The 25,410-nt window shown below is 61.0% G+C and carries 20 protein-coding genes and 1 tRNA gene; 14 read left to right on the top strand and 7 right to left on the bottom strand.

What is annotated here, in order from left to right; all coding sequences use genetic code 11:
* The first annotated feature begins 12 nt into the window (after positions 1-12).
* The 6 genes from R1W01_RS14710 to R1W01_RS14685 are packed head-to-tail and all read left to right on the top strand — an operon-like array spanning position 13 to position 5,471.
* Positions 13-1,182 (top strand): D-alanyl-D-alanine carboxypeptidase family protein, encoded by a 1,170-nt coding sequence (locus R1W01_RS14710; protein ID WP_243613322.1) that lies wholly within the window; start codon positions 13-15, stop codon positions 1,180-1,182.
* Complete coding sequence (gene tmk, locus R1W01_RS14705) at positions 1,179-1,805, top strand: dTMP kinase (RefSeq protein ID WP_297759260.1); 627 nt, start codon at positions 1,179-1,181, stop codon at positions 1,803-1,805. Before R1W01_RS14710 ends, tmk begins: the two co-directional genes overlap by 4 nt.
* The gene (locus R1W01_RS14700; RefSeq protein ID WP_297759257.1) at positions 1,802-2,929 is read left to right on the top strand and encodes a DNA polymerase III subunit delta'; all 1,128 of its coding nucleotides are present in this window, start codon (positions 1,802-1,804) and stop codon (positions 2,927-2,929) included. The genes tmk and R1W01_RS14700 overlap by 4 nt, the downstream gene beginning before the upstream one ends.
* A 3-nt stretch (positions 2,930-2,932) precedes the next feature.
* Positions 2,933-3,739, top strand: coding sequence for a TatD family hydrolase (locus R1W01_RS14695; RefSeq protein WP_297759254.1), 807 nt, complete (start codon positions 2,933-2,935; stop codon positions 3,737-3,739).
* Positions 3,736-4,536: an MBL fold metallo-hydrolase gene (locus tag R1W01_RS14690; RefSeq protein WP_297759251.1), complete on the top strand. Its 801-nt coding sequence runs from the start codon at positions 3,736-3,738 to the stop codon at positions 4,534-4,536. The genes R1W01_RS14695 and R1W01_RS14690 overlap by 4 nt, the downstream gene beginning before the upstream one ends.
* Positions 4,537-4,541: 5 nt before the next feature.
* On the top strand, positions 4,542-5,471 hold the full coding sequence (locus tag R1W01_RS14685; protein ID WP_243613317.1) for an AEC family transporter: 930 nt from the start codon (positions 4,542-4,544) through the stop codon (positions 5,469-5,471).
* A 2-nt stretch (positions 5,472-5,473) separates the two neighbouring features.
* Here R1W01_RS14685 and R1W01_RS14680 read toward each other — a convergent pair whose 3' ends face one another.
* The 3 genes from R1W01_RS14680 to R1W01_RS14670 all read right to left on the bottom strand — a co-directional run bounded on the left by R1W01_RS14680 (position 5,474) and on the right by R1W01_RS14670 (position 8,528).
* On the bottom strand, positions 5,474-6,529 hold the full coding sequence (locus R1W01_RS14680) for a phosphatase PAP2 family protein (protein WP_297759246.1): 1,056 nt from the start codon (positions 6,527-6,529) through the stop codon (positions 5,474-5,476).
* Between the two features lie 151 nt (positions 6,530-6,680).
* Positions 6,681-6,767: transfer RNA gene (locus tag R1W01_RS14675), tRNA-Leu, on the bottom strand.
* A gap of 147 nt (positions 6,768-6,914) precedes the next feature.
* Entirely contained in the window at positions 6,915-8,528 is a 1,614-nt protein-coding gene (locus R1W01_RS14670) for a peptidoglycan-binding domain-containing protein (RefSeq protein WP_243613315.1), read from the bottom strand.
* A 181-nt stretch (positions 8,529-8,709) separates the two neighbouring features.
* Between R1W01_RS14670 and lipB the strand changes: the two genes are divergently transcribed.
* Entirely contained in the window at positions 8,710-9,384 is a 675-nt protein-coding gene (lipB, locus tag R1W01_RS14665) for a lipoyl(octanoyl) transferase LipB (protein ID WP_297759243.1), read from the top strand.
* On the opposite strand, the gene R1W01_RS14660 is transcribed toward lipB, so the two are convergent.
* Positions 9,375-10,043, bottom strand: a complete 669-nt coding sequence (locus R1W01_RS14660) for an outer membrane protein (RefSeq protein ID WP_297759415.1) — start codon at positions 10,041-10,043, stop codon at positions 9,375-9,377. The genes lipB and R1W01_RS14660 overlap by 10 nt on opposite strands.
* A 307-nt stretch (positions 10,044-10,350) precedes the next feature.
* Here R1W01_RS14660 and R1W01_RS14655 point away from each other — a divergent pair, with 307 nt between their 5' ends.
* The 4 genes from R1W01_RS14655 (at position 10,351) to R1W01_RS14640 (ending at position 13,961) form a co-directional block, all read left to right on the top strand.
* Positions 10,351-10,779: a c-type cytochrome gene (locus tag R1W01_RS14655; RefSeq protein ID WP_243613313.1), complete on the top strand. Its 429-nt coding sequence runs from the start codon at positions 10,351-10,353 to the stop codon at positions 10,777-10,779.
* Positions 10,780-11,039: 260 nt separating this feature from the next.
* Positions 11,040-12,713, top strand: a complete 1,674-nt coding sequence (locus R1W01_RS14650; protein WP_297759240.1) for a cytochrome c oxidase subunit 1 — start codon at positions 11,040-11,042, stop codon at positions 12,711-12,713.
* Positions 12,714-12,794: 81 nt separating this feature from the next.
* Entirely contained in the window at positions 12,795-13,466 is a 672-nt protein-coding gene (locus R1W01_RS14645; RefSeq protein ID WP_297759237.1) for a class I SAM-dependent methyltransferase, read from the top strand.
* A 9-nt stretch (positions 13,467-13,475) separates the two neighbouring features.
* Positions 13,476-13,961: a DUF2244 domain-containing protein gene (locus R1W01_RS14640; protein WP_297759234.1), complete on the top strand. Its 486-nt coding sequence runs from the start codon at positions 13,476-13,478 to the stop codon at positions 13,959-13,961.
* Positions 13,962-14,054: 93 nt separating this feature from the next.
* Here the strand turns inward: R1W01_RS14640 and R1W01_RS14635 are convergent, their stop codons facing one another.
* Positions 14,055-15,128, bottom strand: a complete 1,074-nt coding sequence (locus R1W01_RS14635) for an Mrp/NBP35 family ATP-binding protein (protein ID WP_297759231.1) — start codon at positions 15,126-15,128, stop codon at positions 14,055-14,057.
* A gap of 247 nt (positions 15,129-15,375) precedes the next feature.
* Here R1W01_RS14635 and R1W01_RS14630 point away from each other — a divergent pair, with 247 nt between their 5' ends.
* Entirely contained in the window at positions 15,376-15,591 is a 216-nt protein-coding gene (locus R1W01_RS14630; RefSeq protein WP_243613307.1) for a DUF1127 domain-containing protein, read from the top strand.
* Positions 15,592-16,080: 489 nt separating this feature from the next.
* Here R1W01_RS14630 and R1W01_RS14625 read toward each other — a convergent pair whose 3' ends face one another.
* A complete protein-coding gene (locus tag R1W01_RS14625; RefSeq protein ID WP_297759229.1) occupies positions 16,081-18,432 on the bottom strand; it encodes an ATP-dependent helicase in 2,352 nt (783 codons plus the stop codon).
* A 119-nt stretch (positions 18,433-18,551) separates the two neighbouring features.
* Between R1W01_RS14625 and R1W01_RS14620 the strand changes: the two genes are divergently transcribed.
* Positions 18,552-19,682, top strand: coding sequence for an alpha-hydroxy acid oxidase (locus tag R1W01_RS14620; protein ID WP_297759227.1), 1,131 nt, complete (start codon positions 18,552-18,554; stop codon positions 19,680-19,682).
* Between the two features lie 175 nt (positions 19,683-19,857).
* Positions 19,858-23,298 (top strand): pyruvate carboxylase, encoded by a 3,441-nt coding sequence (locus R1W01_RS14615; protein ID WP_297759225.1) that lies wholly within the window; start codon positions 19,858-19,860, stop codon positions 23,296-23,298.
* Positions 23,299-23,406: 108 nt separating this feature from the next.
* Here R1W01_RS14615 and R1W01_RS14610 read toward each other — a convergent pair whose 3' ends face one another.
* The gene (locus R1W01_RS14610) at positions 23,407-25,032 is read right to left on the bottom strand and encodes a Hint domain-containing protein (RefSeq protein WP_297759223.1); all 1,626 of its coding nucleotides are present in this window, start codon (positions 25,030-25,032) and stop codon (positions 23,407-23,409) included.
* Positions 25,033-25,410 lie beyond the last annotated feature (378 nt).

Genomic DNA, 25,410 nt, shown 5'->3' with positions numbered 1-25,410 from the left:
AAGGACACGCGCATGACACAGGCCATCAAAGCCGCCCTGACCGCCGCCCTCTTGACCCTCCTGGGCCTTACACAGGCCCAGGCTTTCGATACCGGGGCGCGCGCCGCCTATGTCTTTGATCAGGAGACAGGCTCTGTCCTCCTATCCAAGAACGCCGATACCCCGCTCCCGCCGGCGTCCATGTCCAAGCTGATGACGGTTTACATGGCTTTCGAGGCGGTGCGGGAAGGACGCCTAAGCCTCAAAGAAGAATTGCCCGTCTCGCAACATGCGATGAACTACGGCGGCTCGACCCTCTTCCTGCGCGCTGGCGAACGGGTCAGTGTCGAAGACCTCCTGCGCGGTATCATCGTGCTGTCCGGCAACGATGCCTGCGCGGTCATTGCCGAGGCGCTCTCGCCGGACGGGACCGAAGCGGGCTTTGCCCAGCTGATGACTCGCCGCGCGCGTCAGATCGGCATGGAGAACTCAACCTTCTCGAATTCCAATGGCTGGCCCGATCCCGGACAACGTATGTCCATGCGTGATCTCGCCGTGCTGGCGAACCGCCTGCATCTCGACTTCCCCGATTTCTATCCGATGTTCGCCGAGAAGGAATTCCTCTTCGACGAAAAAGAAAGCCAGAACCGCTACAACCGGAACCCGCTGCTTGGGCTTGGTATCGGTGCCGACGGGCTCAAGACCGGGCACACATCCGAAGCAGGGTATGGTCTCGTTGGCTCTGCCAAACAGGGCGACCGTCGCGTCTTCTTTGCCATCACCGGCCTGCCGACGGCCAAATCTCGCGCCGAAGAAGCCGAGGCCATCGTGAACTGGGCCTTCCGTCAATTCACCCCCAAGACCCTTGTGCGGTCTGGCGATACCGTGTTTGACGCGGAGGTGACGATGGGAAACGCAAAAACCGTGCCGCTCGTCCCGGCACGGGATATCAACCTTCTGCTGCCGATCTTCGCTGACGAGAAGGTCCCCTCCGAGGTGATCTATTCCGGTCCCATCGAGGCCCCCATCGCCAAGGATCAGGAACTTGCCACATTGGTGATTTCCCCCGAGGGCCTGCCGCCCGTCACCGTGCCGCTCTTGGCTGGCAAGGATATCGGCAAAGGCGGCTTTTTCGTGCGCCTGCGCGCGGCAGCCACAACACTCCTTGGCTCTGCTGGCCTGACCGTTGGGGATGCCTTGTGACGGCCGGCGGGCGCTTTATCACATTCGAAGGGATCGATGGCTCCGGCAAATCGACCCAGATCAGAAGCCTTGCGGATTCCTTGCGCGTGGCGGGATATGACGTTGTCCTGACCCGAGAACCCGGCGGGTCGCCGGGGGCCGAGGAAATCCGCCGGCTCGTGCTCGAAGGCGATCCCGACCGCTGGTCAGCAGAAACAGAGATTCTCCTGTTCACCGCCGCACGGCGCGATCATCTCGAACGCACGATCCTGCCCGCGCTGGCCCGGGGGCAAATCGTACTCTGTGACCGCTTTGCCGATTCCACCCGCATGTATCAGGGGTTATCTCGCGGTGACCTGCGCGACGTGGTGGATCAATTGCACACCTTGATGATCGGACGCGAACCGGACCTCACGATCCTGATCGACATGGACCCCGCCATCGGTCTCGCCCGAGCGAAATCGCGCGAAACCGCGGAAGAACGGTTTGAGGACTTCGGCCAAGCGCTTCAGGAACAGATGCGCGCAGGCTTTCTCGCGCTGGCGCGTGAATTCCCCGACCGCTTCCGCAAGATCGATGGCGCACAGGGCATCGACGCCGTGGCCGCCGATATCCTCGCAATCGTCGAGGCCGAACTGGCATGAGCACCGACGACGACCTCCCCGAACCGGACCGCATCGAAGGCGCCCCCCACCCGCGCGAAACCGCGCAGCTTTTCGGGCAGGACACGGCCGAAGAGGGCTTTCTCGACGCCTTTAACGCGGGCCGACTGCATCACGCATGGCTCTTGACCGGGCCGCGCGGCACCGGCAAGGCGACGTTGGCATGGCGCATCGCGCGCTTCCTTCTCGCCACGCCGATGGACGCGGGCGACGGCCTCTTTGGCGACGCGCCCCCGGCGCATGAAAGCCTCGAGGTTTCTCCCGAACACCCAGTGGCGCGCCGCATCCTCGCCCGCTCTGAGCCGGGCCTCTTCACGATCAAACGCGGTATCAACGAAAAGACCGGTAAGCTGCGCGACATGATCGTTGTCGATGACATTCGTGGCCTGACCCACTTCCTGACCATGTCCGCCGCCGATGGCGGTCGCCGCGTGGTGATTGTCGACGCCGCGGATGAGATGAACGTCAATGCTGCCAACGCGCTCCTCAAGATGCTCGAGGAACCGCCCGCGAACACGACCATGCTCCTCGTCTCGCATCAGCCCTCGCGCCTGTTGCCGACCATCCGCTCGCGCTGTCGCGAACTGCGCCTGACGCCGCTTGATCTCGACGACATGCAGCGCGCCCTCGCCCAAGCCGGAGCCAATGAGGGCAGCGAGGCGCCCGCCCTTGCCGCACTCTCTGCCGGATCGGTCGGTGAAGCGATGCGCCTGATGCGGCTTGGCGGGCTCGAGATGTATGCCGAGATCGTCGCCATCTACGGTGGCGACCGCGGCCCCGACCGGCCCCGCGCCTTGAAACTGGCTGAGGCCGCAGCGACACGCGGCGCCGAAGCGCGGTTCGATCTGCTGCTGACGATGTTCGACACGTTTCTCGCCCGCCTCGCCCGCACCGGCGCCACAGGCCAGCCCCCAATCCCCGAGGCCGCCCCTGGCGAAGCGGACCTGCTCCAGCGGCTTGCCCCCAATCCGCACAAAGCGCGCGCATGGGCCGAGATTGCCCAGACGATTTCAGACAGGACCCGCCACGGCCAAGCGGTCAACCTTGACCCTGCCGCCCTCGTCCTAGATACGGTGTTCAAGATCACTGAAACCGCATCGCGCTGAGACATGACCGACATTCCCCAGATCACCGACAGCCATTGCCACCTCGATTTCCCCGATTTCGACGGCCAACTTGACGAGATCATCGCCCGCGCCCAGCGCGCTGGAGTGACGCGGATGGTCACGATCTGCACACGCCTGCGCAACGAACCTTCCGTGCGCGCCATCGCCGAGGCCCATGCGCCGGTCTTCTACGCCGCCGGCACTCACCCGATGAGCGCCGCCGAAGAACCGCTGGCAAGCGTTGATGAACTGATCGCCCTTGCCCAGCATCCGAAGTTCGTCGGCATTGGCGAAACAGGCCTCGACTACCACTATACCGCCGAAAGCATGGACATTCAGAAAGAGTCGCTGCGCATCCATATCACGGCGGCCCGTGAAACCGGCCTGCCCCTCATCATCCATTCGCGCGACGCGGACGAGGACATGGCCGCGATCCTATCCGACGAACATGCCAAGGGCGCCTACCCGTGCGTGATGCATTGCTATAGTTCCGGCCCCGAGCTTGCGAAAACCGCCGTGGATCTTGGCTTCTACCTCTCCATGTCCGGCATCGCGACCTTCCCGCGCTCGCAAGAGGTGCGCTATATCTTCGCCGCCGCCCCGGTCGAGCGCATCCTCGTCGAAACCGACGCGCCTTACCTCGCACCGCCCCCGCATCGCGGCAAACGCAATGAGCCCGCCTATTCCGCGCTCACCGCGCAGGTTGGCGCCGAGGTCTTTGATATGGATTACCCGGCCTTTGCTGCCCAAACCCAGGCCAATTTCGACCGCCTCTTTTCCAAGGCTGCGACCTACGCGGAGGCCGCATGAGCGCCCGCCTGACCTTTACCATTCTCGGCTGCGGCTCGTCTGGCGGCGTGCCACGGCTCGGCGGGCACTGGGGCGATTGCGACCCCAACAATCCCAAGAACCGCCGCCGCCGCTGCTCTATGCTGATCGAACGCGAGACCGACGAGGGCAAGACGACGCTTCTCATCGACACCTCGCCCGACATGCGTAGTCAACTCCTTGATGCCAATGTCGGCGCGCTCGACGCGGTGATCTATACCCATTCCCACGCCGATCACGTGCACGGCATTGATGATCTGCGTATGATCGTCTTCAATATGCGCAAACGCCTCCCCGTCTGGGCCGATGGCCCGACTCAGGACGCGCTCTATTCCCGCTTTGGCTATGCCTTCGTGCAGCCTGAAGGCTCGCCCTATCCGCCGATCCTCGACATGCACACGATCAAGGGCGACGTGACGATCTCCGGCGCGGGCGGCGACATCGTCTTGACCCCGGTCAAAGTCAACCACGGCAGTATCGACGCCCTCGGCTTCCGCGTCGGCGGTCTCTGCTACATGCCCGACGTGGCCGAAATCTACGATGACGCGTGGGAGCAATTGCAGGATCTCGATTGCTGGATCCTCGACACGCTGCGCCGCACGCCACATCCAACTCACGCCCATTTCGAAAAATCGCTTGAGTGGATCGCCCGCGCTGCCCCGCGCCGCGCCGTGCTGACCAACATGCATATCGACCTCGACCACGCCACCGTCGAGGACGAAACCCCCGATCACATCAGCGCCGCCTACGACGGGATGCAGATCACCTACGAGGTCTGACGCCTATGCAAACCCTGATCTCGGTGATCCTGCCTGTCTTCCTCGTGATCGGTTTTGGCTATGGCGCCGCTTGGCGCGGCCTCTTTTCCGAGGCCAATGTCGACGGGCTGATGCGGTTTGCAACAAACTTCGCGGTGCCGGTCCTTCTCTTCCGCGCCATCGCGGGTCTCGACCTTTCCGCCGAATTCGACCTCGCCCTCCTTGGAAGCTTCTATACCGGGGCCTTCCTGTGCTTTGTCGCGGGCCTGTTCGGAGCGCACTACTTCTTTGGCCGGGATTGGGAGGATGCCGTCGCTATCGGCTTTGTCTGCCTGTTCTCCAACTCGCTCCTCCTTGGCCTGCCAATCACTGAGCGCGCCTTCGGGGCCGACGCCATGGCAGGCAACTATGCGATCATCGCGATCCACTCGCCTTTCTGCTACGGGCTTGGCATCACGGTCATGGAAATCCTGCGCGCGCGTGGCAAATCCCCGGCGCTGATCCTGCCCACCGTACTCAAGGCAATGTTCTCCAACGCCCTGATCGTCGGCATTTCGCTCGGTTTCCTAGTGAACCTCTCCGGCACGACCCTGCCAGAACCCGTCTCAGTGGCCGTGGACCTGATGGCGCGCGCGGCGCTTCCGGCGGCGCTATTCGGCATGGGCGGTGTGCTCTACCGATACCGCCCCGAGGGCGATTTGCGCACCATTGCCTATTGTTGCGTGATCTCACTCGTTCTGCACCCGGCCATCGTCTGGGCACTCGGGACTTGGAACGGGCTGGATATCGCGTCGTTCCGCTCTGCCGTCCTGACCGCCGCCATGCCCACCGGCATCAATGGCTACCTCTTCGCATCGCTCTACGGCCGCGCCCAGCGCACCGCCGCCTCGGCCGTCCTGATCGGCACGGCAAGCGCCATCGTCACGATCTGGCTCTGGCTCTTTACCCTGCCCTAAGCCTAGGCCGCGCCATCCTTGCGCACCATCCACCCGGCGAGTTTCCAGCCAAGCACCGCGATCGCCGCCCCAAGATAGCCGTCAATCGCGTAATGCCAGGCAAGCATCACCGACCCGACCATGATGACCCCTGCAAAAACCGCCATGATCCGTCCGGCCCAGCGGCCATAGGTATAGGCATAAAGCATCATCAACACGCTCGACGCGACATGCATGCTCGGCATCGCGGAAATCCCCCGCGCGCGCCCCTCGGCCACATAGCCTTCCCAAAGCATCTCATGCACATCGAGCGCCCAAATGCGGCCCACCGCGTCATAGCCCTTGAGCGTCTCCGTCAGAGCGACGAAATCCGCGCCAAAGCCAAGGCGCTCGTAATAGACAGGCCCTGCAGAGGACAGCAGCGTTGCAATCACATTGCCGCCAAGGAACCAGACCGCAACGAAGGAAATCAGGTAGCGGTAATGCGTGGCTCGGTTCTCTTTCGAAAAACAGGCCAGAATGACCGAGAAATACATCAGGAAAAGCCAACCGTGATAGGCGGCGTTAACCCCGGTCGCGACCATCGGTGTCCCGATCAGGCCGAGCACGATTTTGTAAGGATCGACCCCGAAATGCAGCGCCCGGTCCCACTCGGCGAAGGTCACGTCCCATGAGAATGGGTTCACAAAGGGAATCGCGAACTTGAGATAGGCGAACGTCCCCATGAAGACCATGAAAGCCACAAGCGCCACCATCCCAAGGCTGATACGCTCGAAATCAAGAAAGACGCGTCGGGCATCCGTCATCATCTGGTGAATCGGGCGTTGTGGGCGCACCACAAAAGCGAGATGCAGGAACCGCCCCACCAGGAGCAATAGAAGGAAAGGCGGCAACATCCCCGTGAACAGAAGCATCAAAGCGCTAAACGTGCCCGTCTCGAACGGCACCCCGAGCAAGCGGCTCACATAGGTGGCCGCCGCCACTGTCACTAGGACACAGGCGATCAACAGGCGGTTCCTAAGAAGGCATTGCGGCCAAGCCCAAAGGGAACTGCGTGCATAATCTGCCTGTATCGACATGGATTCTGTCTCCTGTGCTTTCATTGCGCACCAGAAATCAGGGAAAATGGGCAAGGATGGGGCAGCATTGGGAAAGCTTTGCGGGTCAACACCCTTCAGGGCGGTGCGAAAACCGTCCTGACAAAGATATTCTCAGTCTCTGGGAGAGAGATGGTGCGGTCGAGAAGACTCGAACTTCCACGGGTGTTACCCCACAGCGACCTCAACGCTGCGCGTCTACCAATTCCGCCACGACCGCACTGTCTGTGACTTGGTGAGGAGCCGTATAGACAAGCCGTTCGGGGATGTGAAGAGGCAAAAGAGACGTTTTTGAAAATTTTCGACCCCGGCGATTTTTCCCGCCGGGGCCGTTGATTTCGGACTGCAACCTGCGCAACGCCGTGGCTTAGTCGCCGAGGTTGAAGCTCGGCAGCGCGGCGGCCGGTTGTGGGCTAGCCATGGGCGTTTCGCCCGCCGTCACAGCAGCGCGCAAAAGCTGAACCCGCTCCGGCTGACCGGGGGCAAAGACCGGCTCTGCGCCGCCCTCCATCGCCTCGATTGCCATCATGTACCAATCCTGCGCGCGATCCTGCGACGCGCCAACGCCAAAGCCCTGAGCAAGGTGATGACCGATCAGTTCCGCATAGGGTTTCTGCCCCATCGCCACCATCAAGAGCGCCGAGCCAAGTGCCACAGGCATCGCGTCGCGACGATAGCCCGAGAAGAGACAGATCTTCGCGGTGCCCGAAAGCTGCTCAATCGACATATTCGACTTGAGCACAAAGTTCTGCGCTTCCGAAACAACACCAGCTGCCGGGGTGGTCGAAAGCTTCGCAAGGAACGGCTCAAGCGCCGGGCCGAAGGCATCGCATTGCGCATCGACCTGTGCCGGGGTGACTCCCTGAAGCCCATCGACCAGCGTCTCGCCGGCGCCAATCGCGTAGGTCCGCGCGAGACAGAACTGTTCGTTAAGCGCAAACTCCGGATCGCTGATATTCGACACCGTGGTGAAACCGCCGTTCGAGTTGGTCAAGAGAGACACCTTGCTGCAAAGCGAGGCCAGCGACGGTCCCGCCGTCTCTGCGGGCCCTGTGTTGAACAAGGTAATTCCGCCAAGCGGCGCGGCCTGCGTCGCCTGCCCCGAGGCCATCACCGTACCGCCTTGCTGTGGCACAGGCTGCGGTGTCGGCTGCGGCGCGGGTGCCGCCGCCATCTGCGGTTGGCTCGCGGCGCCGCCCATTCGGCACACGCCCTGATGACAGGAGAACAGCGCCGGCGTCGCATCATGGCTGAGGAAGTCATTGCGCGCATAGCCCTGCGGTGTCGATGCGAACACCATCACGGTACAGCTTTGCGCCCCGCACCAGAAGGAACTCCCCGACTTGGAGGTGTCAAGAATATAGTCGGTCTTGCCATCGCCGTTGAGATCGGCCAGCTGGATAAACCCGGAGCGCTGCAAGAGCTGCTCTGCACTCGGGTCGGAACTCGCAGCAACCTCGTCCACTGCTGCGGACACGTCGACCGGCATCCCGTTATAGGTATTGCCCGCCATGCGCCCGCCGGTCGCTTCGCCGTACCACGTCTTCAAAAGGCTACGCGTGCCATCCGGCCCTTGCATCGCCTTGATAACCTGCGGTCCTCCAACCTGAGCACGGTTATAGGACGACACAAGAAAGTCCCGCTCATATTGCGTGAGGCGGCCCGTTGCCGGAAAACCGACATAGATCTGGTATTGCGTGATGGCGGCGCGGCTGCGCGAACCCATAACGCCATCGGGCGTGCCCGCGTTGAACCCGAAATAGTTTAGCGAAGCTTGCGTTTCGCGATTATGGGCGCGGGTCGCGGAATAGCGACTGCTGGTCGTGGAGCTGCGCTTCTTGCTCTTGTTGTGCTCGTTCATCAGCGCCCCGCCAATGATCCCGCCAACAATGGCTGCGCCAAGATTATCCGCCATCGCGGCTGTGCTGGACGTCGCCATGAAAGCGGCGATCAACCCGGTTTTCAAAGACCGTGAAAACATTTGTACTCTCCCTGAGAAAACACCTTTGGAATGAACTTATGCAGGCAAGATTACGCTGATTCGTGAGAATCGGGTGATGTTTTTTGCCAACCCATCTTGACCTTGACCTCTGGACAGTGCGCCTCGGCTCGCCCTATGTCTGCGCCAAAGGGTGCGCGGCTAAGCTGAAGGGGACTTCGCCATGGTGGAATGGATCACGCATGAGGGGCTGCTCCCCTATGACGACGCCGTGGCGTTCATGGAGGCCCGCGCCGAGGCGATCTCTAAGGGCGAAGCCGAGGAATGCATCTGGCTTGTCGAACATCCGCCGCTCTATACCGCCGGCACCTCTGCCAAACCCGCCGACCTGACCGATCCCGACCGCTTCCCTGTCTACGAGAGCAAGCGCGGCGGGCAATATACCTATCACGGCCCCGGCCAGCGCGTCGCCTATGTCATGCTCGATGTCGGCAAACGCGGGCACGACGTGCGCAAATTCGTCGAACAGCTTGAGACCTGGGTCATTGAAACGCTGGCCGAGTTCAACCTGACTGGTGAAATCCGCGACGGCCGCGTCGGCGTCTGGATCGCCCGGCCCGACAAACCCCGGACCGCCACGGGTGCGCCCGCCGAAGACAAGATCGCCGCCATTGGTATCCGTCTGCGCAAATGGGTGAGCTTCCACGGCATCTCTATCAATGTCGAACCCGAGCTTGAGCATTTCAACGGCATCGTGCCCTGCGGCATTACCGACTACGGCGTCACATCGCTGGTCGATCTCGGCCTGCCCGTGACCATGACCGATGTCGACGTGGCCCTGCGGCGCACATTCGACACGGTCTTTGGCCCCCTCGATCAGAACCCGGATCAGAAATAGCGCGTCAACGTGATCGCGAAGACCCCGAAATCATAGTCGCGCCGCCCGCTGCTCAAAGTCGATAGGCTTGCAGGATAGGCTGTCGCGGGGTTCGTAGTCGTCACATTGAAGTAGTGCCGGTATTCACCCCGGATCGACCATCCCTCTGCAACCGCATGCTCCACCCCAAGCCCGAGATAGGGTACTGTGTCACTGTTCTTCATATTGATCGCATTCGGGGTTGAGATCGTGGTGTAACGCTCTTGAAAACTCAGATGCGCAGCACCGAGCGCGCCATAAAAAAGCGTGTCGCCGCTCACCCAACCGCCGCGCAGCCCAATTTCAATCGCCCGATCAAAGCTCAGCTGCATGCTGCTACAGGCACAGCTATGGTTGAACACGCTGCCATCTGACACCCCGGCCGAAAGCCCGAACTCAACCCCGTAGACGAAATCCCCGGCTCGCTGGTTCCAACCGAAAACGCCGCCAACAAGCGCCGTATCCGGCGACGCAGTGCCGTAGGCTGTCGCCGAGCCGGTCGCGTAATGCGTCCCATCCCCAAAGGCTTTACCGGCGCTTAGACCGCCATAAATCCCGCTGAAATCGGTGGCGGCTGCGGTCGTCGCCGAAGATGCAAGAACGATAGCGGCTACAACCGCAGCCCCAGTCTTTGAAATCATACGCTTCAAGTCATCTCTCCTTCTTCTAGATGCCCCCTTCGAATCAGGAAGGCCGTCCACGGTCATATGATCTCACGCCCGCACCGCGGTACGTAGCGACTGGATCAAACCACTGAAAAAATTCAGGGTTTGGTTGAATAATTCAAACAAAGCAATATGTTAATGATTGTCTCGTGAAGCCAGCCGCATAGCGAACCGGCGGAACCCGGCCTGCGGTGTCCTGACGCAATTTCAGGTATCGCTTTTGAAGCCGTGAAACACTATGTTTCGCTCCAGCAAGGAAAAACACTAAGCCAAGGGAAATCTCATGAAGAACCTTTTTGTTGCCACCGCAGCTCTGATCGCTCTTTCCGCCCCCGCATTCGCCGAAGGCGATGCAGAAGCAGGCGAGAAAGCCTTCAAGAAATGCAAATCCTGCCACATGATCGAATCGCCGGAAGGTGAGACCATCTTCAAAGGCGGCAAGACCGGTCCGAACCTCTACGGTGTTGTTGGCCGTGTGGCTGGCTCGGTCGAAGGCTTCCGCTACAAGGACGGCCTCGAAGAAGCCGCCGAAGCTGGCTTCGTCTGGACCGAAGAAGCGATCGCCGCATATGTCCAAGATCCCAAGGCATGGCTCGGCGACAACGATTTCGCAGCGAAATCCGGCATGAGCTTCAAACTCCGCAAAGGCGGCGAAGACGTGGCGGCCTATCTCGCCTCCGTCGCCCCGGCACCGGAAGCCGCGTCCGAGTAATCGACGCTCTGTTTCACCGGGTCCGCCCGGCTCCAAGACCCCCGCGCAACACCCTGTTGTGCGGGGGTTTTCCATTCTGCGCCCCCACCCCGCGAAACCCCGGTCGGATTTGACCCAAATCAACTGGGGTGCGACACTTTTTTTTGATCTGTGTCAAATAGGGTGATTGCGGCCTGCCCCCGACACATCTAAAAAAGACGATGAACCTGGGCGCGGGAAGAATCCCCCGTGTCCTTAACCCACCATAAGGGAGGCAAAAAATGGCAGACGCAGCCATTCACGGCCACGACCATGAAGACGAGCGCGGTTTCTTTACCCGCTGGTTCATGTCGACCAACCACAAGGACATTGGTCTTCTCTACCTGATCGTCTCGGCTTTCGTCGGTCTGATCGCAGTTCTCTTCACCGTTTACATGCGCCTCGAGCTCATGGAACCCGGTGTGCAATACATGTGCCTCGAAGGTGCGCGCTTTATCGCAGACGCCTCCGCGGAATGTACCCCGAACGGACACCTCTGGAACGTGATGATTACCTATCACGGCGTCCTGATGATGTTCTTCGTGGTGATCCCGGCCCTGTTCGGCGGCTTTGGCAACTACTTCATGCCGCTGCAGATCGGCGCGCCGGACATGGCGTTCCCGCGCATGAACAACCTGTCCTTCTGGATGTATGTGACCGGCGTCTCCCTTGGTGTTGCCTCGCTCCTGAGCCCCGGCGGCAACGGCCAGCTGGGGTCCGGCGTAGGCTGGGTGCTTTACCCGCCGCTCTCGACCTCGGAAGCGGGCTATTCGATGGACCTCGCGATCTTCGCGGTGCACGTCTCGGGTGCCTCGTCGATCCTCGGCGCGATCAACATGATCACCACCTTCCTGAACATGCGTGCCCCCGGCATGACCCTGTTCAAGGTGCCGCTCTTCTCTTGGTCGATCTTCGTCACCGCTTGGCTGATCCTTCTGTCGCTGCCCGTTCTGGCTGGCGCGATCACCATGCTGCTGACCGACCGTAACTTCGGCACGACCTTCTTTGACCCCGCCGGCGGCGGTGACCCGATCCTTTACCAGCACATTCTCTGGTTCTTCGGCCACCCCGAGGTTTACATCGTGATCCTGCCCGGCTTCGGCCTCGTCAGCCACGTGTTCGCCACCTTCTCGCGCAAACCCGTCTTCGGCTACCTGCCGATGGTCTGGGCCATCATCGCGATCGGCGCACTCGGCTTCGTCGTCTGGGCGCACCACATGTACACCGTCGGTATGTCCCTGACCCAGCAGAGCTACTTCATGCTCGCGACAATGGTCATCGCGGTGCCCACAGGGGTGAAAATCTTCTCGTGGATCGCAACCATGTGGGGCGGCTCGCTCGAGTTCAAGGCACCGATGCTCTTTGGCCTCGGCTTCCTGATCCTCTTCACCATTGGTGGTGTGACCGGCATCGTGCTTTCGCAGGCGGGTGTCGACCGTGCCTACCACGATACCTACTACGTCGTGGCGCACTTCCACTACACCATGTCGATGGGGGCCGCCTTCACCATCTTTGCCGGGATTTATTTCTACTTCGGCAAGATGACGGGCCGTCAGTACCCCGAAGTCGCGGCAAAGCTCCACTTCTGGATGTTCTTCATCGGCGTCAACCTGACCTTCTTCCCCCAGCACTTCCTGGGCCGTCAGGGCATGCCGCGTCGCTACATCGACTATCCGGAGGCCTTCGCCTACTTCAACAAGATCAGCTCCTACGGCGCGCTGCTCTCGTTTGCCTCCTTCGTTCTGTTCTTCGGTATCGTGATCTACTCGCTGACGCGTGGCGCCCGCGTGACCGAAAACAACTACTGGAACGAATACGCGGATACTCTGGAATGGACCCTGCCCTCCCCGCCGCCCGAACACACGTTCGAGCAGCTTCCGAAACAGGAAGACTGGGACAAGGGCCACGCGCACTAAGCGCTGTCCGCCTCTGAAACGCCAAAGAGGCCCCGGTTTTCCGCCGGGGCCTTTTTCTTTTCCAAACGCGCCCGCCCCTCCATGACCGCACACCCTCCCCGTCTCGACGAGATCAAATCCCAGACCCAAGCTGTCTACGCGCGACAGGCTGCGGCATGGGACAGGTCACGGCAAGAGCACCACGACACACTTGGTCTCTATGAACAGCCTTGGCTGCAACGCTGGCTCGACACTCTTCCTCGCCCCGCGCGCCTTCTCGATCTCGGTTGTGGCTCGGGACGCCCCATCGCCCCCTTTCTCCTTCAGCAGGGCCACCATCTGACGGGCTATGACTACAGCCCCGAGATGATTGCCCTCGCCAAACAACATTTCCCCACAGAGGACTGGCCCAACGCAAACTGGCAGGTGGCCGATATCCGCGCCCTCCCCGAAGGCCCGCGCTTTGATGGGATCCTAAGTTGGGACGGGGTCTTTCATCTCAGCCCCGAGGAACAGCGTGCCGCGCTGCCCCGCATGGCCGCCCTGCTTCGCCCCGGCGGCGCGATGATGCTCACAGTCGGATATGGCGAAGGCGCCGTGACGGGCACGGTCAATAGCGAAACCGTCTATCACGCAAGCCTGTCCACCCCGGACTATATCGCAACCCTGAAAGCCGCGGGCTTTCAGCACGTATCGGTCACGCCGAATGACGCTTCTGTCCTTGGAAGATGTGTCCTTCTGGCGACCGGATTTCGCCCGGATCAACAAGGCTAGACCCGCACCATGCCCCACACCTGGACCCAGAACGCCCCTGACACCAAGGTCGTGTTGACCCTCTGGCCCTATCGCTCGCTCCCTCGCAAGGGGTTCGCCGCGATGGTATTGATGGCATTCTTGCTTGGCACGGTGCCGCTCTACGGACTCTTGGGCACTGTGTTCCTCTGGGGTCTCCTGCCCTTCATCCTGCTGATGGTTGCGGCGCTTTGGTGGGGGCTCGAACGCTCCTACAAGGATGGCGACATCCTCGAGGAACTGCGCCTTGACGATGATATCCTGACCCTGACCCACCGCCCGGCGCGCGGACAAACCCAATCATGGGATTGCAATATCTACTGGGCCCGGCCCGAGATGCATATTCATGGGGGACCGGTGCCGCACTACGTGACGCTGACCGGCAATGGCCGCACCGTCGAAATCGGGCGTTTTCTCTCCGAGGATGAGCGCAAGGTGCTCTACGGCGAGTTGCAGAACTTCCTCAAAAACGCATGAGGCGGCTCGAACCACCGCTCGAGCCGCCTCAGAATCCGCACCACCGCGATACAGACGCAATACCGACGTGATACCGACGTTGGTTTTTCGCCCCTAGACGAGCCCCCCCGCGATCAATCCCTCCGCGATTCGACCATAGGCTTCGGCCATTGGCCCGTCTCCAGCGGCCACCGGCACCCCCGAATCCCCGGCGAGTCGCGTCTCAAGGTCGATCGGCAACGCGCCCAGAAGCGGCGCTCCAAGGCTCTCGGCCTCCTTCGCAACGCCGCCGTGACCGAAGATATGCGCCTCGTGCCCACATTTCGGGCAGACATAGGACGACATGTTCTCGATCAGTCCCAGAACAGGCGTCTTCAAAAGCTCGAACATTCCCAGTGCCTTGCGCGCATCAATAAGCGCCACATCCTGCGGCGTGGAGACAACGATGGCCCCGCTCAACTCGGTCTTCTGACAGAGGGTCAGTTGCACATCGCCCGTCCCCGGCGGCAGGTCCACGAGCAAGACGTCCAACTCGCCCCACTGCACTTGGCCAAGCATCTGCTGCAACGCCCCCATGAGCATCGGGCCACGCCAGACCACGGGCTTGTTCTCATCAACCATGAACCCGATCGACATGATCGTCACCCCATGCGCCTCGAGCGGGATGATCGTCTCTCCATCCGGCGACGCCGGTCGCTTGTTGACCCCCATCATCCGCGGCTGCGAAGGCCCATAGATATCCGCATCAAGAAGTCCAACGCGCTTGCCCTTGCGCGCCAAGGCGACGGCCAAGTTGCTGGAAACGGTGGATTTTCCGACGCCACCCTTACCCGATCCAATGGCGATGATACGTTTGACGCCTTTGACCTTCATCGGCCCCTGCTGCGGCTTCGGGTGGCCACCAACCTTGAGGCTCGGCGGGGCTTTTTGCGCCGGTGCCGGGCCATGTGCCGTAAGCGCGATCGACACATTCTCGACCCCCGGAAGGGCCGCCACAGCGCTCTCCGCCGCCTGTCGCACAGGTTCCATCTTGCGCGCCACATCGGGGTTGGGCGCTTCGATCACAAAGCGCACGGTGGCCCCATCAATATGTAATGCGCGCACCATATCCCGGTCCACGAGCGAGCCACCATCCGGCAGTGTCAGACGCGCCAAAGCGCCGAGAACGTCATTTTCTTTCACGGTCATTCTTGTCTCCTCATACCCTTCGAGATGGGGCGAACCTCTTGGCTGAACAAGGTCCAATGCGCCCTTTTGAACATGAATTCAGTCAGTTGCACAATCCCTGTGCAGGTGGTGGTTGACGTAGCTTCCCCTATTCCATTGCTGCATAGCAGCATTGCAGAGCTATCCATTGTGCACCTGCAGCATGACCCTATATCCCTTTCATAACAGCGACACAGTCTCGCTCACGACGACAAACCGAGGATACATCATGGCACTCGCCACTGACTTCATCGCAAGCAAGCACGGTTTCACCGACCGTCTTTCCGCCCTGGCCACCGATCTGGTCGAGCGCCTTCGCAAGGCCCGCGCCTTTAGCCGCGCCTACAACGAACTGGCTGCGCTCCCGGATGCACAACTGCGCGACATGGGCCTGAACCGGTCGATGATCCGTCGGATCGCCTATCAGGCGGCCTACGAAAACTAAGGAATAGCTCCGGGAAACGCCTCCTCCCTTTTGTTTCCCGGAACTGCGACGGCAACTCTCCTCCTCCCTGTTGCCGTCGCCAAAAACACCGGACCGCAAGGTCCAACCGGAACAAGCCGCCCTCTCCTCCTCCCTGGGCGACTTGGACTAGCGGCGGCACCCTCTCCTCCTCCCTGGGTGTCGCCGCACAAGAACCACGGGCTCCGATAGCCCAAAGAGATCAAGGCGCTCTCCTCCTCCCATGCGCCTTGTAAAGACGCGGCGATCTCCTCTCCGCCCCCCGGGAGAGCGTCGTGAACTTCGGCCCTCGGGCCACCAAAGATCAGGGCGCCCCTCCGCCCAGGGGCGCTTCTGTGACAAAGAACGGCGGTGCCTTCCTCCTCCCTGGCACCGTCGTTTTTTCTTTTTGGGAGACTGTTTTCTCAGGACATGCCAAACGCCGCCGCACCCAATTGGGCGCAGCGCACTGCCTGTTTCAAAGAGAGGGCTCTAGAAGGGGATGTCGTCCGAAGGCGATACGAATTTGGCCACGACCTTCTTCACCCCGGCTTTGTCGAACGCGATCTCGAGCTTGTCACCCTCGATATCCTGCACGATCCCATAGCCGAATTTCTGATGAAAGACGCGCTCGCCAAGGGTAAAGCTCGACACGGCCTCAAGGTCGATGATCGTGTTGCGGCTCTCGCGCGGCTGCGACAGTCCCCGCTCTGCGCTGCGCGATTGCATCCGCTTCCAGCCCGGCGAGTTATAGGTGTTCGCCTGCGCGACGCGCTCATCCACGCGCGTGCTCGAGACCTGCCCGCTGGCAGCCCCATATCCTCCGCCATATAGTCCCGGCGGCGTAAGCACCTCGACATGATCCTCGGGCAGCTCGTCAATAAAGCGCGACGGCATCTGCGATTGCCACTGGCCATAGACCCGCCGGTTGCCCGCGAAAGAAATCGTGCAGATCTCCTCGGCCCGCGTGATCCCCACATAGGCCAACCGTCGCTCTTCCTCGAGGCCCTTGAGGCCGCTCTCGTCCATGCTGCGCTGCGACGGGAACAACCCGTCTTCCCAGCCCGGCAGGAACACCGCCGGAAACTCGAGCCCCTTGGCCGCGTGCAGCGTCATGATCGAAACCTTGGCCTCCGCATCGTCGCTCTCATTGTCCATAATGAGGCTGACGTGCTCGAGGAATCCTTGCAGATTTTCAAAGCTTTCCAGCGCCTTAACCAATTCCTTCAGGTTCTCGAGCCGCCCCGGCGCCTCCGGCGTCTTGTCGTTCTGCCACATGGTCGTGTAGCCGGACTCATCAAGGATGATCTCGGCCAGTTCCATATGGGTGAGGTCATCATCGCCCGCCATCCGGCCCCAACGCGCCAGTCCCTCGACAAGGATGCCCAGCTCTTTCGCACCCTTGCCGCCGATCCCTTTTTCCTCAAGCAGGATGCGCGCCCCTTCGAGGAGCGACACCCCGTTGGCCCGCGCACAGGTCTGAATCTTCTGCTGCGCCACATTGCCGAGCCCGCGTTTGGGTGTGTTCACGATCCGCTCGAAGGCAAGATCGTCATCCGGGCTGACCACAAGGCGGAAATAGGCCATCGCATCGCGGATTTCCAAACGCTCGTAAAATCGCGGCCCGCCGATCACGCGATAGGGCAAGCCGATGGTCAGAAACCGATCCTCGAACGCCCGCATCTGATGTGAGGCGCGCACGAGAATCGCCATATCATCAAGCGACAGCGCCCGCATACCCCGTGTGCCGCGCTGCATCGCCTCGATCTCTTCCCCGATCCAGCGCGCCTCTTCTTCACCGTCCCAATGACCGATCAGGCGCACCTTTTCGCCGTCCTCGGCAGCGGTCCACAACTCTTTTCCCAAGCGTTTCTCATTGCCCCGAATGACATTCGCGGCGGCGGCAAGGATATGCTTTGTCGAGCGGTAATTCTGCTCAAGCCGCACCACATGCGCGCCGGGAAAATCCTTTTCAAACCGCAGGATGTTGCCAACTTCGGCCCCACGCCAGCCATAGATCGACTGGTCATCGTCTCCGACACAACAGATATTCTTATGCCCGCTCGCAAGGAGGCGGAGCCACAAATACTGCGCCACGTTGGTATCTTGGTATTCGTCGACAAGGATGTATTTGAACCAACGCTGATACTGCGCAAGCACGTCTTCATGACGCTGAAAAATCGTCACCATGTGCAAGAGGAGGTCGCCGAAATCGACCGCGTTCAATTCGCGCAGGCGGGTCTGGTATTGCTCATAAAGCTCCCCGCCACGATGGTTAAAAGCCGCCGCATCCGCAGCCGGGAGGCGATCCGGCGTCAGCGCCTTGTTCTTCCAACCGTCGATTAGCCCCGAGAGCATCCGCGCGGGCCAGCGTTTGTCGTCGATATTGTTCGCTGCGATGAGTTGTTTCAAAAGGCGGATCTGGTCGTCCGTATCGAGGATCGTGAAGTTCGACTTCAGGTCGACAAGTTCCGCATGCCGCCGCAAAAGCTTGACACAGATCGCATGGAAGGTGCCGAGCCACGGCATCCCCTCGACGGTTTCGCCAAGCATCCGGCCCACCCGGTTTTTCATCTCCCGCGCGGCCTTGTTGGTAAAGGTCACGGCAAGGATTTCATTGGGTCGCGCCCTTCCAGTGTTGAGCAAATGCACGATCCGCGCCGTGAGAGCCTTGGTTTTCCCTGTTCCAGCCCCGGCCAACATGAGCACCGGCCCGTCCATCTTTTCCACCGCCTCACGCTGTGCGGGGTTCAACTCGTCAAGATAAGGCATCGGCCTCGCGGCCATCGCGCGGGCGGCGAGAGAGGCGCTCTCGAAAGCGTCGGATTCGTCAAAACTGCTCATGGCGGGCAATCTAGCCTGCGATATCCGCGTTGAAAAGTTCGCTTTATGTTCCAAGCCTACGTTTCTTGCCAGGAAATCGGTGTCTGGACAAATCCCAGCCTGCACCCAACAAATACATCATGGACCTGCACGCGAAATATCCCGCCCTCTCCGACCTGCGCACCCGCGCGCAGGGGCGCTTGCCGAAATTCGTCTGGGAATTCCTCGACAGCGCAACAGGCACCGAGGCCACAAAGGCGCGCAACCGGGCGAAACTCGACGAGATTCTCTTTGCCCCCTCGATCCTGCATGGCGAGTTCGAGCCCGACCTCTCGACCCGGCTTTTCGGTGAGGACTACCCCCTGCCCCTCGGCATCGCGCCCGTTGGCATGTCTGGCCTGATCTGGCCCGACGCCGAACGCCTCCTCGCCGCCGCCGGAAAACGGCTCGGCATTCCCTATACGCTCTCCACCGTCGCGAGCCAGACGCCCGAGACCGTCGCGCCCCATCTCGGCACCCATGGCTGGTTTCAGATGTATCCTCCCCGCGATCCCGAAATTCGCGCCAACATGCTCTCCCGCGCGAAAGCCGCCGGATTTAAGGCGCTCGTCCTGACCGTCGATGTCCCCGTGGCAAGCCGCCGCGAACGTCAGGTGCGCTCAGGCCTCACAACACCGCCCCGCCTGACCCCGCGCCTCATGGCTCAGGTGGCATTGCGCCCCGCATGGGCGCTTGGCACCGCGCGCATGGGTATGCCCCGCATGCGCCTGATCGACGAATACGCGGGAAACCTCACGGGGATGAGTTCGACCGCCCACGCCGGATACCTCCTGCGCACCTCGCCGGATTGGGACTATCTCCATTGGCTGCGCGACAACTGGGACGGCCCCTTTATCGTCAAAGGCGTCATGCGCGCCTCGGACGCCGTCAAGCTTGAAGAGGCCGGGGTGGACGCGCTCTGGGTCTCGAACCATGCCGGACGCCAATTCGACGCCGCCCCCGCCAGCATCGAGGCCCTGCCCGCCATCCGCGCCGCAACCTCCCTGCCCCTGATCCTCGATAGCGGCATCGAGACCGGCCTCGACATTCTGCGCGCCCGTGCGCGCGGCGCGGATTTCGTGATGATGGGACGTGGGTTCCACATCGCTCTCGCCGCCTTGGGCGCGCGCGGACCGGATCATCTCGTGGACATCTTGGCCAAGGACATGGCCGCCAATATGGGCCAGATCGGCGCGCGCGATCTACGCGAAATTTCGAAGACTTTCCCCTGATTGCGCAAACATGTCGCAACCGCAGAAAGATTGGACGCAAAGCGCGTTAAAAAAAGGAACAAATCCTTTCACAAAAGTTACAGATTTACGCAGTCCTTGGTATTGCGCAGGCACTCGCCGGTGCCTTACCCCGTGACTACACTTTGGACAGAGCACGAAAGAGGGGAGCCTGCCCATGCCTGACTTCAAGAAAATCCTGATCGCCAACCGGGGCGAAATCGCCATCCGCGTGATGCGCGCCGCCAACGAGATGGGGAAACGCACCGTCGCGGTCTTTGCCGAAGAGGACAAGCTGTCGCTCCATCGGTTCAAGGCGGACGAGGCCTATCGCATTGGCGAGGGCATGGGGCCGGTCGCGGCCTACCTGTCGATTGACGAGATCATTCGCGTCGCCAAGGAATGTGGTGCAGACGCGATCCATCCGGGCTATGGCCTTCTGTCCGAGAACCCCGATTTCGTCGATGCCTGTGCCGCAAACGGCATTACCTTCATCGGCCCCAAGGCCGCAACCATGCGCGCCCTTGGCGACAAGGCCAGCGCCCGCAAGGTCGCGATCGAGGCTGGCGTGCCGGTGATCCCGGCAACCGAAGTCCTCGGCGACGACATGGCCGCAATCAAGGCCGAGGCCGCAGAGATCGGCTATCCCTTGATGCTCAAGGCGTCTTGGGGCGGCGGCGGGCGCGGCATGCGCCCGATCCTGTCGGAGGACGAGGTTGAGGAGAAAGTGCTCGAAGGCCGTCGCGAGGCCGAAGCGGCCTTTGGCAATGGCGAGGGCTATCTCGAAAAGATGATCATCCGCGCCCGCCACGTCGAGGTGCAGATTCTCGGCGACACGCAGGGCAATATCTATCACCTCTACGAACGCGACTGCTCGGTTCAGCGCCGCAACCAGAAGGTCGTAGAACGTGCGCCCGCGCCCTACCTCTCCGAGGCCCAGCGCGAAGAGCTTTGCGAGCTTGGCCGCAAGATCTGCGCCCATGTGAACTATGAATGCGCGGGCACCGTCGAATTCCTGATGGATATGGAAACCGGCAAGTTCTATTTCATCGAGGTGAACCCGCGCGTGCAGGTCGAACATACCGTCACCGAAGAAGTGACCGGCATCGACATCGTGCAGGCCCAGATCCTCATCGCAGAAGGCAAGAGCATTGCCGAGGCGACCGGCAAGGCCTCGCAATATGATATCCGCCTCAACGGCCATGCCCTGCAAACCCGGATCACCACCGAAGATCCGCAGAACAACTTCATCCCCGACTATGGCCGCATCACGGCCTATCGCTCGGCGACAGGCATGGGCATCCGGCTCGACGGCGGCACGGCTTATGCAGGCGGCGTCATCACGCGCTACTACGACTCGCTTCTGACCAAGGTGACTGCTTGGGCGCCCACACCTGAAAAGGCCATCGCCCGCATGGACCGCGCCCTGCGCGAATTCCGCATCCGTGGCGTGAGCACCAATATCGCCTTCGTCGAGAACCTGCTCAAACACCCGACCTTCCTCAACAACCAGTACACGACCAAATTCATCGACGAGACGCCCGAGCTGTTCCAGTTCGCTAAGCGCAAGGACCGCGGCACCAAGGTCTTGACCTACATCGCGGACATTACAGTCAACGGTCACCCCGAGACCGCCGACCGCCCCGAGCCGCCTGCCGATCTCAAGGCCCCGGTCGCGCCCGCGCGGCGCGGCGAGGCGTCCTACGGCTCGCGCAACCTGCTCGAGGACAAAGGCGCCAAGGCCGTGGCCGACTGGATGAAGGACCAGAAACAACTCCTTCTGACCGACACGACCATGCGTGACGGGCACCAATCGCTTTTGGCAACGCGGATGCGCTCCATCGACATGATCAAGGTTGCGCCCGCCTACGCCGCCAATATCCCACAGCTCTTCTCGGTCGAATGCTGGGGCGGCGCGACCTTCGATGTCGCCTATCGCTTCTTGCAGGAATGTCCGTGGCAGCGCCTGCGCGACCTGCGCGCCGCGATGCCGAACCTCCTGACCCAGATGCTCCTGCGCGCCTCAAACGGTGTCGGCTATACGAACTACCCCGACAACGTGGTGCAAGCCTTCGTGCGCCAAGCCGCCGAGACCGGCGTCGACGTGTTCCGCGTCTTCGATAGCCTGAACTGGGTCGAAAACATGCGCGTCGCGATGGATGCCGTGGTCGAGAGCGGCAAGATCTGCGAGGGCACGATCTGCTACACGGGCGATCTCCTCGATCCCGACCGCGCCAAATATGACCTCAAATACTATGTCGGCATGGCCAAAGAGCTCGAGGCCGCGGGCGCCCATGTGCTTGGCCTCAAGGATATGGCCGGACTGCTCAAGCCCGCCTCCGCCCGCGTCCTCGTCAAGGCGCTCAAGGAAGAAATCGACCTCCCGGTCCACTTCCACACCCACGACACCTCTGGCATCGCCGGGGCGACGATCCTTGCCGCCGCCGACGCCGGTGTCGACGCGGTCGATGCTGCCATGGACGCCTTCTCGGGCGGCACCTCGCAGGCCTGCCTCGGCTCTATCGTCGAAGCGCTGCGCCACACGGATCGCGACACTGGCCTCGATATCGATGCCATCCGCGAGATCTCGGATTACTGGGAAGGCGTGCGCGCGCAATATACTGCCTTCGAATCCGGCCTCGCCGCCCCCGCCTCGGAAGTCTACCTGCACGAGATGCCCGGCGGCCAGTTCACCAACCTGAAGGCCCAGGCCCGGAGCCTCGGTCTCGAAGAGAAGTGGACCCAAGTTGCGCGCACTTATGCGGACGTGAACCAGATGTTCGGCGATATCGTCAAGGTGACGCCGTCTTCCAAGGTTGTGGGCGACATGGCGTTGATGATGGTCTCCCAAGGCCTCACCCGCGCGCAAGTCGAAGACCCAAAGACCGACGTCGCCTTCCCCGATTCCGTGATCGACATGATGCGCGGCAATCTCGGCCAACCACCCGGCGGCTTCCCCGCAGGGATCGTCAAGAAAGTGTTGAAGGACGAAGCGCCCAATACCGAACGCCCGGGCAAGCACCTCGACCCGGTCGACCTCGACGCAACCCGCACCGAGCTCAGCCAACAGCTCGAAGGGCTTGCCATCGACGATGAGGATCTCAACGGCTACCTGATGTATCCCAAAGTCTTCCTCGACTACATGGGACGCCACCGCCAATACGGCCCCGTGCGCACCCTGCCAACGCGCACCTTCTTCTATGGGATGGAGCCCGGCGACGAGATCACCGCCGAGATTGACCCCGGCAAGACGCTGGAAATCCGGCTTCAGGCCGTGGGCGAGACCGGTGAGGATGGCGAAGTGAAGGTGTTCTTCGAACTGAACGGCCAGCCGCGTGTGATCCGCGTGCCGAACCGTTTGGTGAAATCCTCGACGGCCCAGCGCCCCAAAGCCGAAGCCGGCAACCCGAACCACATCGGCGCGCCGATGCCGGGCGTGGTGGCCTCTGTGGCGGTCTCTGCGGGTCAAAGCGTCAAGGAGGGCGACCTCCTCCTCACCATCGAGGCGATGAAGATGGAAACCGGTATCCACGCCGAGCGCGATGCGACCATCAAGGCCGTCCATACCCACCCCGGCGGCCAGATCGACGCCAAAGACCTCCTTGTCGAGCTTGAGTAATTGATGGGAAAGGCGTCACACCCGTGACGCCTTTCCCTGCCCCCACCCTAGCGTTTCGATTGGCCGTGACTGGCCGCCGTCTCTTGCGGCCAAGGCATTATGGCCCCGTCAGCGGGTGGATTCTCTGCAAACGCTTCCTCGCTCTGCCTTCTCGGCTGGCACAGACAAAGGCTTGTCGTTCTTCAAAGAGCGACGCACGAAACTGCGCGCAGTGCGGGGCTTGAGGAACGGGCGCGCCGCACGCATGACTGGCGGCACCTCCTCGGCTCCAAGCCGCAATTCCGGAAAAAGCGTCACGATCTCCTCATAGGCCTCGGCATCAAGCGTGCTGACACCATAGGCACCGACGTAGAAGCTCTCGGCCAAGGCACCATTGGCGTGCACGATCTCGTGGCGGGCGCACATGAAATGCCAATAGCGCACCCCCATCATGTCCTGCATCTCCGAGATACCATTGACCCCGACCAGAGACTTGGCATGCACCAGCGCCTCTTTGCTTTCGATCATCCGCATGAGGATCGGAGAGTGCACGTGAATACGATGTTGTGGCGAGACCACAAGCATCTCGGTTGGCATCCCCTCGCCAAGCGCCCCTGCTGGAATGTGGATCGGCTTGAGGTTCGGTCGCAACACAAGATCAAGCGGCGACAGCGCGCGCATGTTGATCCAACGCACCTCCTGAAAGCCGTTGTCCAAAGTCAGAACCCTATCCCCAACCCCGAGCTGTTCAACCGGTCGCAACCCCTGATCCGTCTCGATCATCGTCCCTTCTGCGAAACAAACGACGTTGGTGTTCTCAATATCAAGAAGCGCCGGGTTGACCGAAATACCGCCATCCTCGATCCGCACACCACCGGCCTGTTCGAGAATACCATTGTCGGCAAGGTCCGCCCGCAACCATTCCAACGGGTCATCATAGGTCTGCCCCGGATTGGCCGCGTTCCAGGCATCCAGAGAGGTTTGATTATAGAATTCCGAGAGGTCAACGAAATCATTGTTGGAACTATCGCCGTCCCCGACACCCGTGCTGGTGTCGAAATCCGCAATGAGCTCGCCTTCGCCCTCGACCACGAACACATCCGCACCCGCGCCACCATAAAGCGCATCGACACCGGAATCGGCATAAAGCGTGTCGTCGCCGTCACCGCCAAAGATGAGGTCGCCCCCGTCGCCGCCATGGACAACATCATCCCCGTCGCCTGCGATGATCACATCGGCGCCGCCATTGCCATAAATCGTATCGTCGCCGTCGGTGATCAGATCGCCTTGTTCGTCGGCATAACCGACATCCATGACTTCCCCGGTCTCAAGCCCATCGACCTTTCCATCTGGCAACTGGCTGTCGGGCGGAAGGACACCCGGCTCAAGCACATCCACGTCAATCCCGAACGATACGGCGCTCAGGATCGGAAGACCGTCTTCTGCATAGAAATAAATCTCGTCATCGACTTGAAAGGCAATGACCGGCCTCGGGTCCACGCGAAGCCCCAAAATGCCAAGCGTGTAAATCTCTCCCGAGCCAAGATAGGTGATCGGGCTTGCCGTGCCCGAGCCATCGAAAGAGAACGTGGTCGTCCCGCTATCGCCGAGATCAAGTTGACCGTCGTCATCATTGAATACGCCGCTCTGCTCGCTCCCAAGATTCAACAGATTGGTATCGAGCAAAGACCCGAGGTTGAGAGAGGCAAGACTGCCGTCGTACCGATACACATTTGAAATCGCAAATTCAGGCATTCTTACCCTCTACCACTCGTACCAAAGCCAACAGTCACTCGTTGAATTGGATGTTCACTCGTTCTCTTTCTCCTCTTTCAATCTGGCGAAAAGAATATGTCTTAAATATGGCGCAGAAATACATGTTATCGCAATTACCGGAATATTATCCTTGTATTTCAGATGTTTAAAACATATCAGCAAACCGCATCTTTTTCCAAGAGCACGCGATCGAGCCGGATTTGGGGAGATTCCAAAGCCGAAATAAACGCGACAAATGGAAAGGAGTGACCGCGCCATATCGCAATAAGGAAAAGAATACCGAGAACCGGAATTACTACGGCAGAGAAACGAATCACTATGGGTATATGGAAAACTGCAAGGCGCGCGCCTTTGTGG

This window comes from Shimia sp. FJ5 (assembly GCF_032918335.1).
Lineage (GTDB): Bacteria > Pseudomonadota > Alphaproteobacteria > Rhodobacterales > Rhodobacteraceae > Shimia > Shimia aestuarii_A.
Note: the sequence above shows the minus strand (reverse complement) of the source record. Positions and strands in the feature narration are given on the sequence as shown.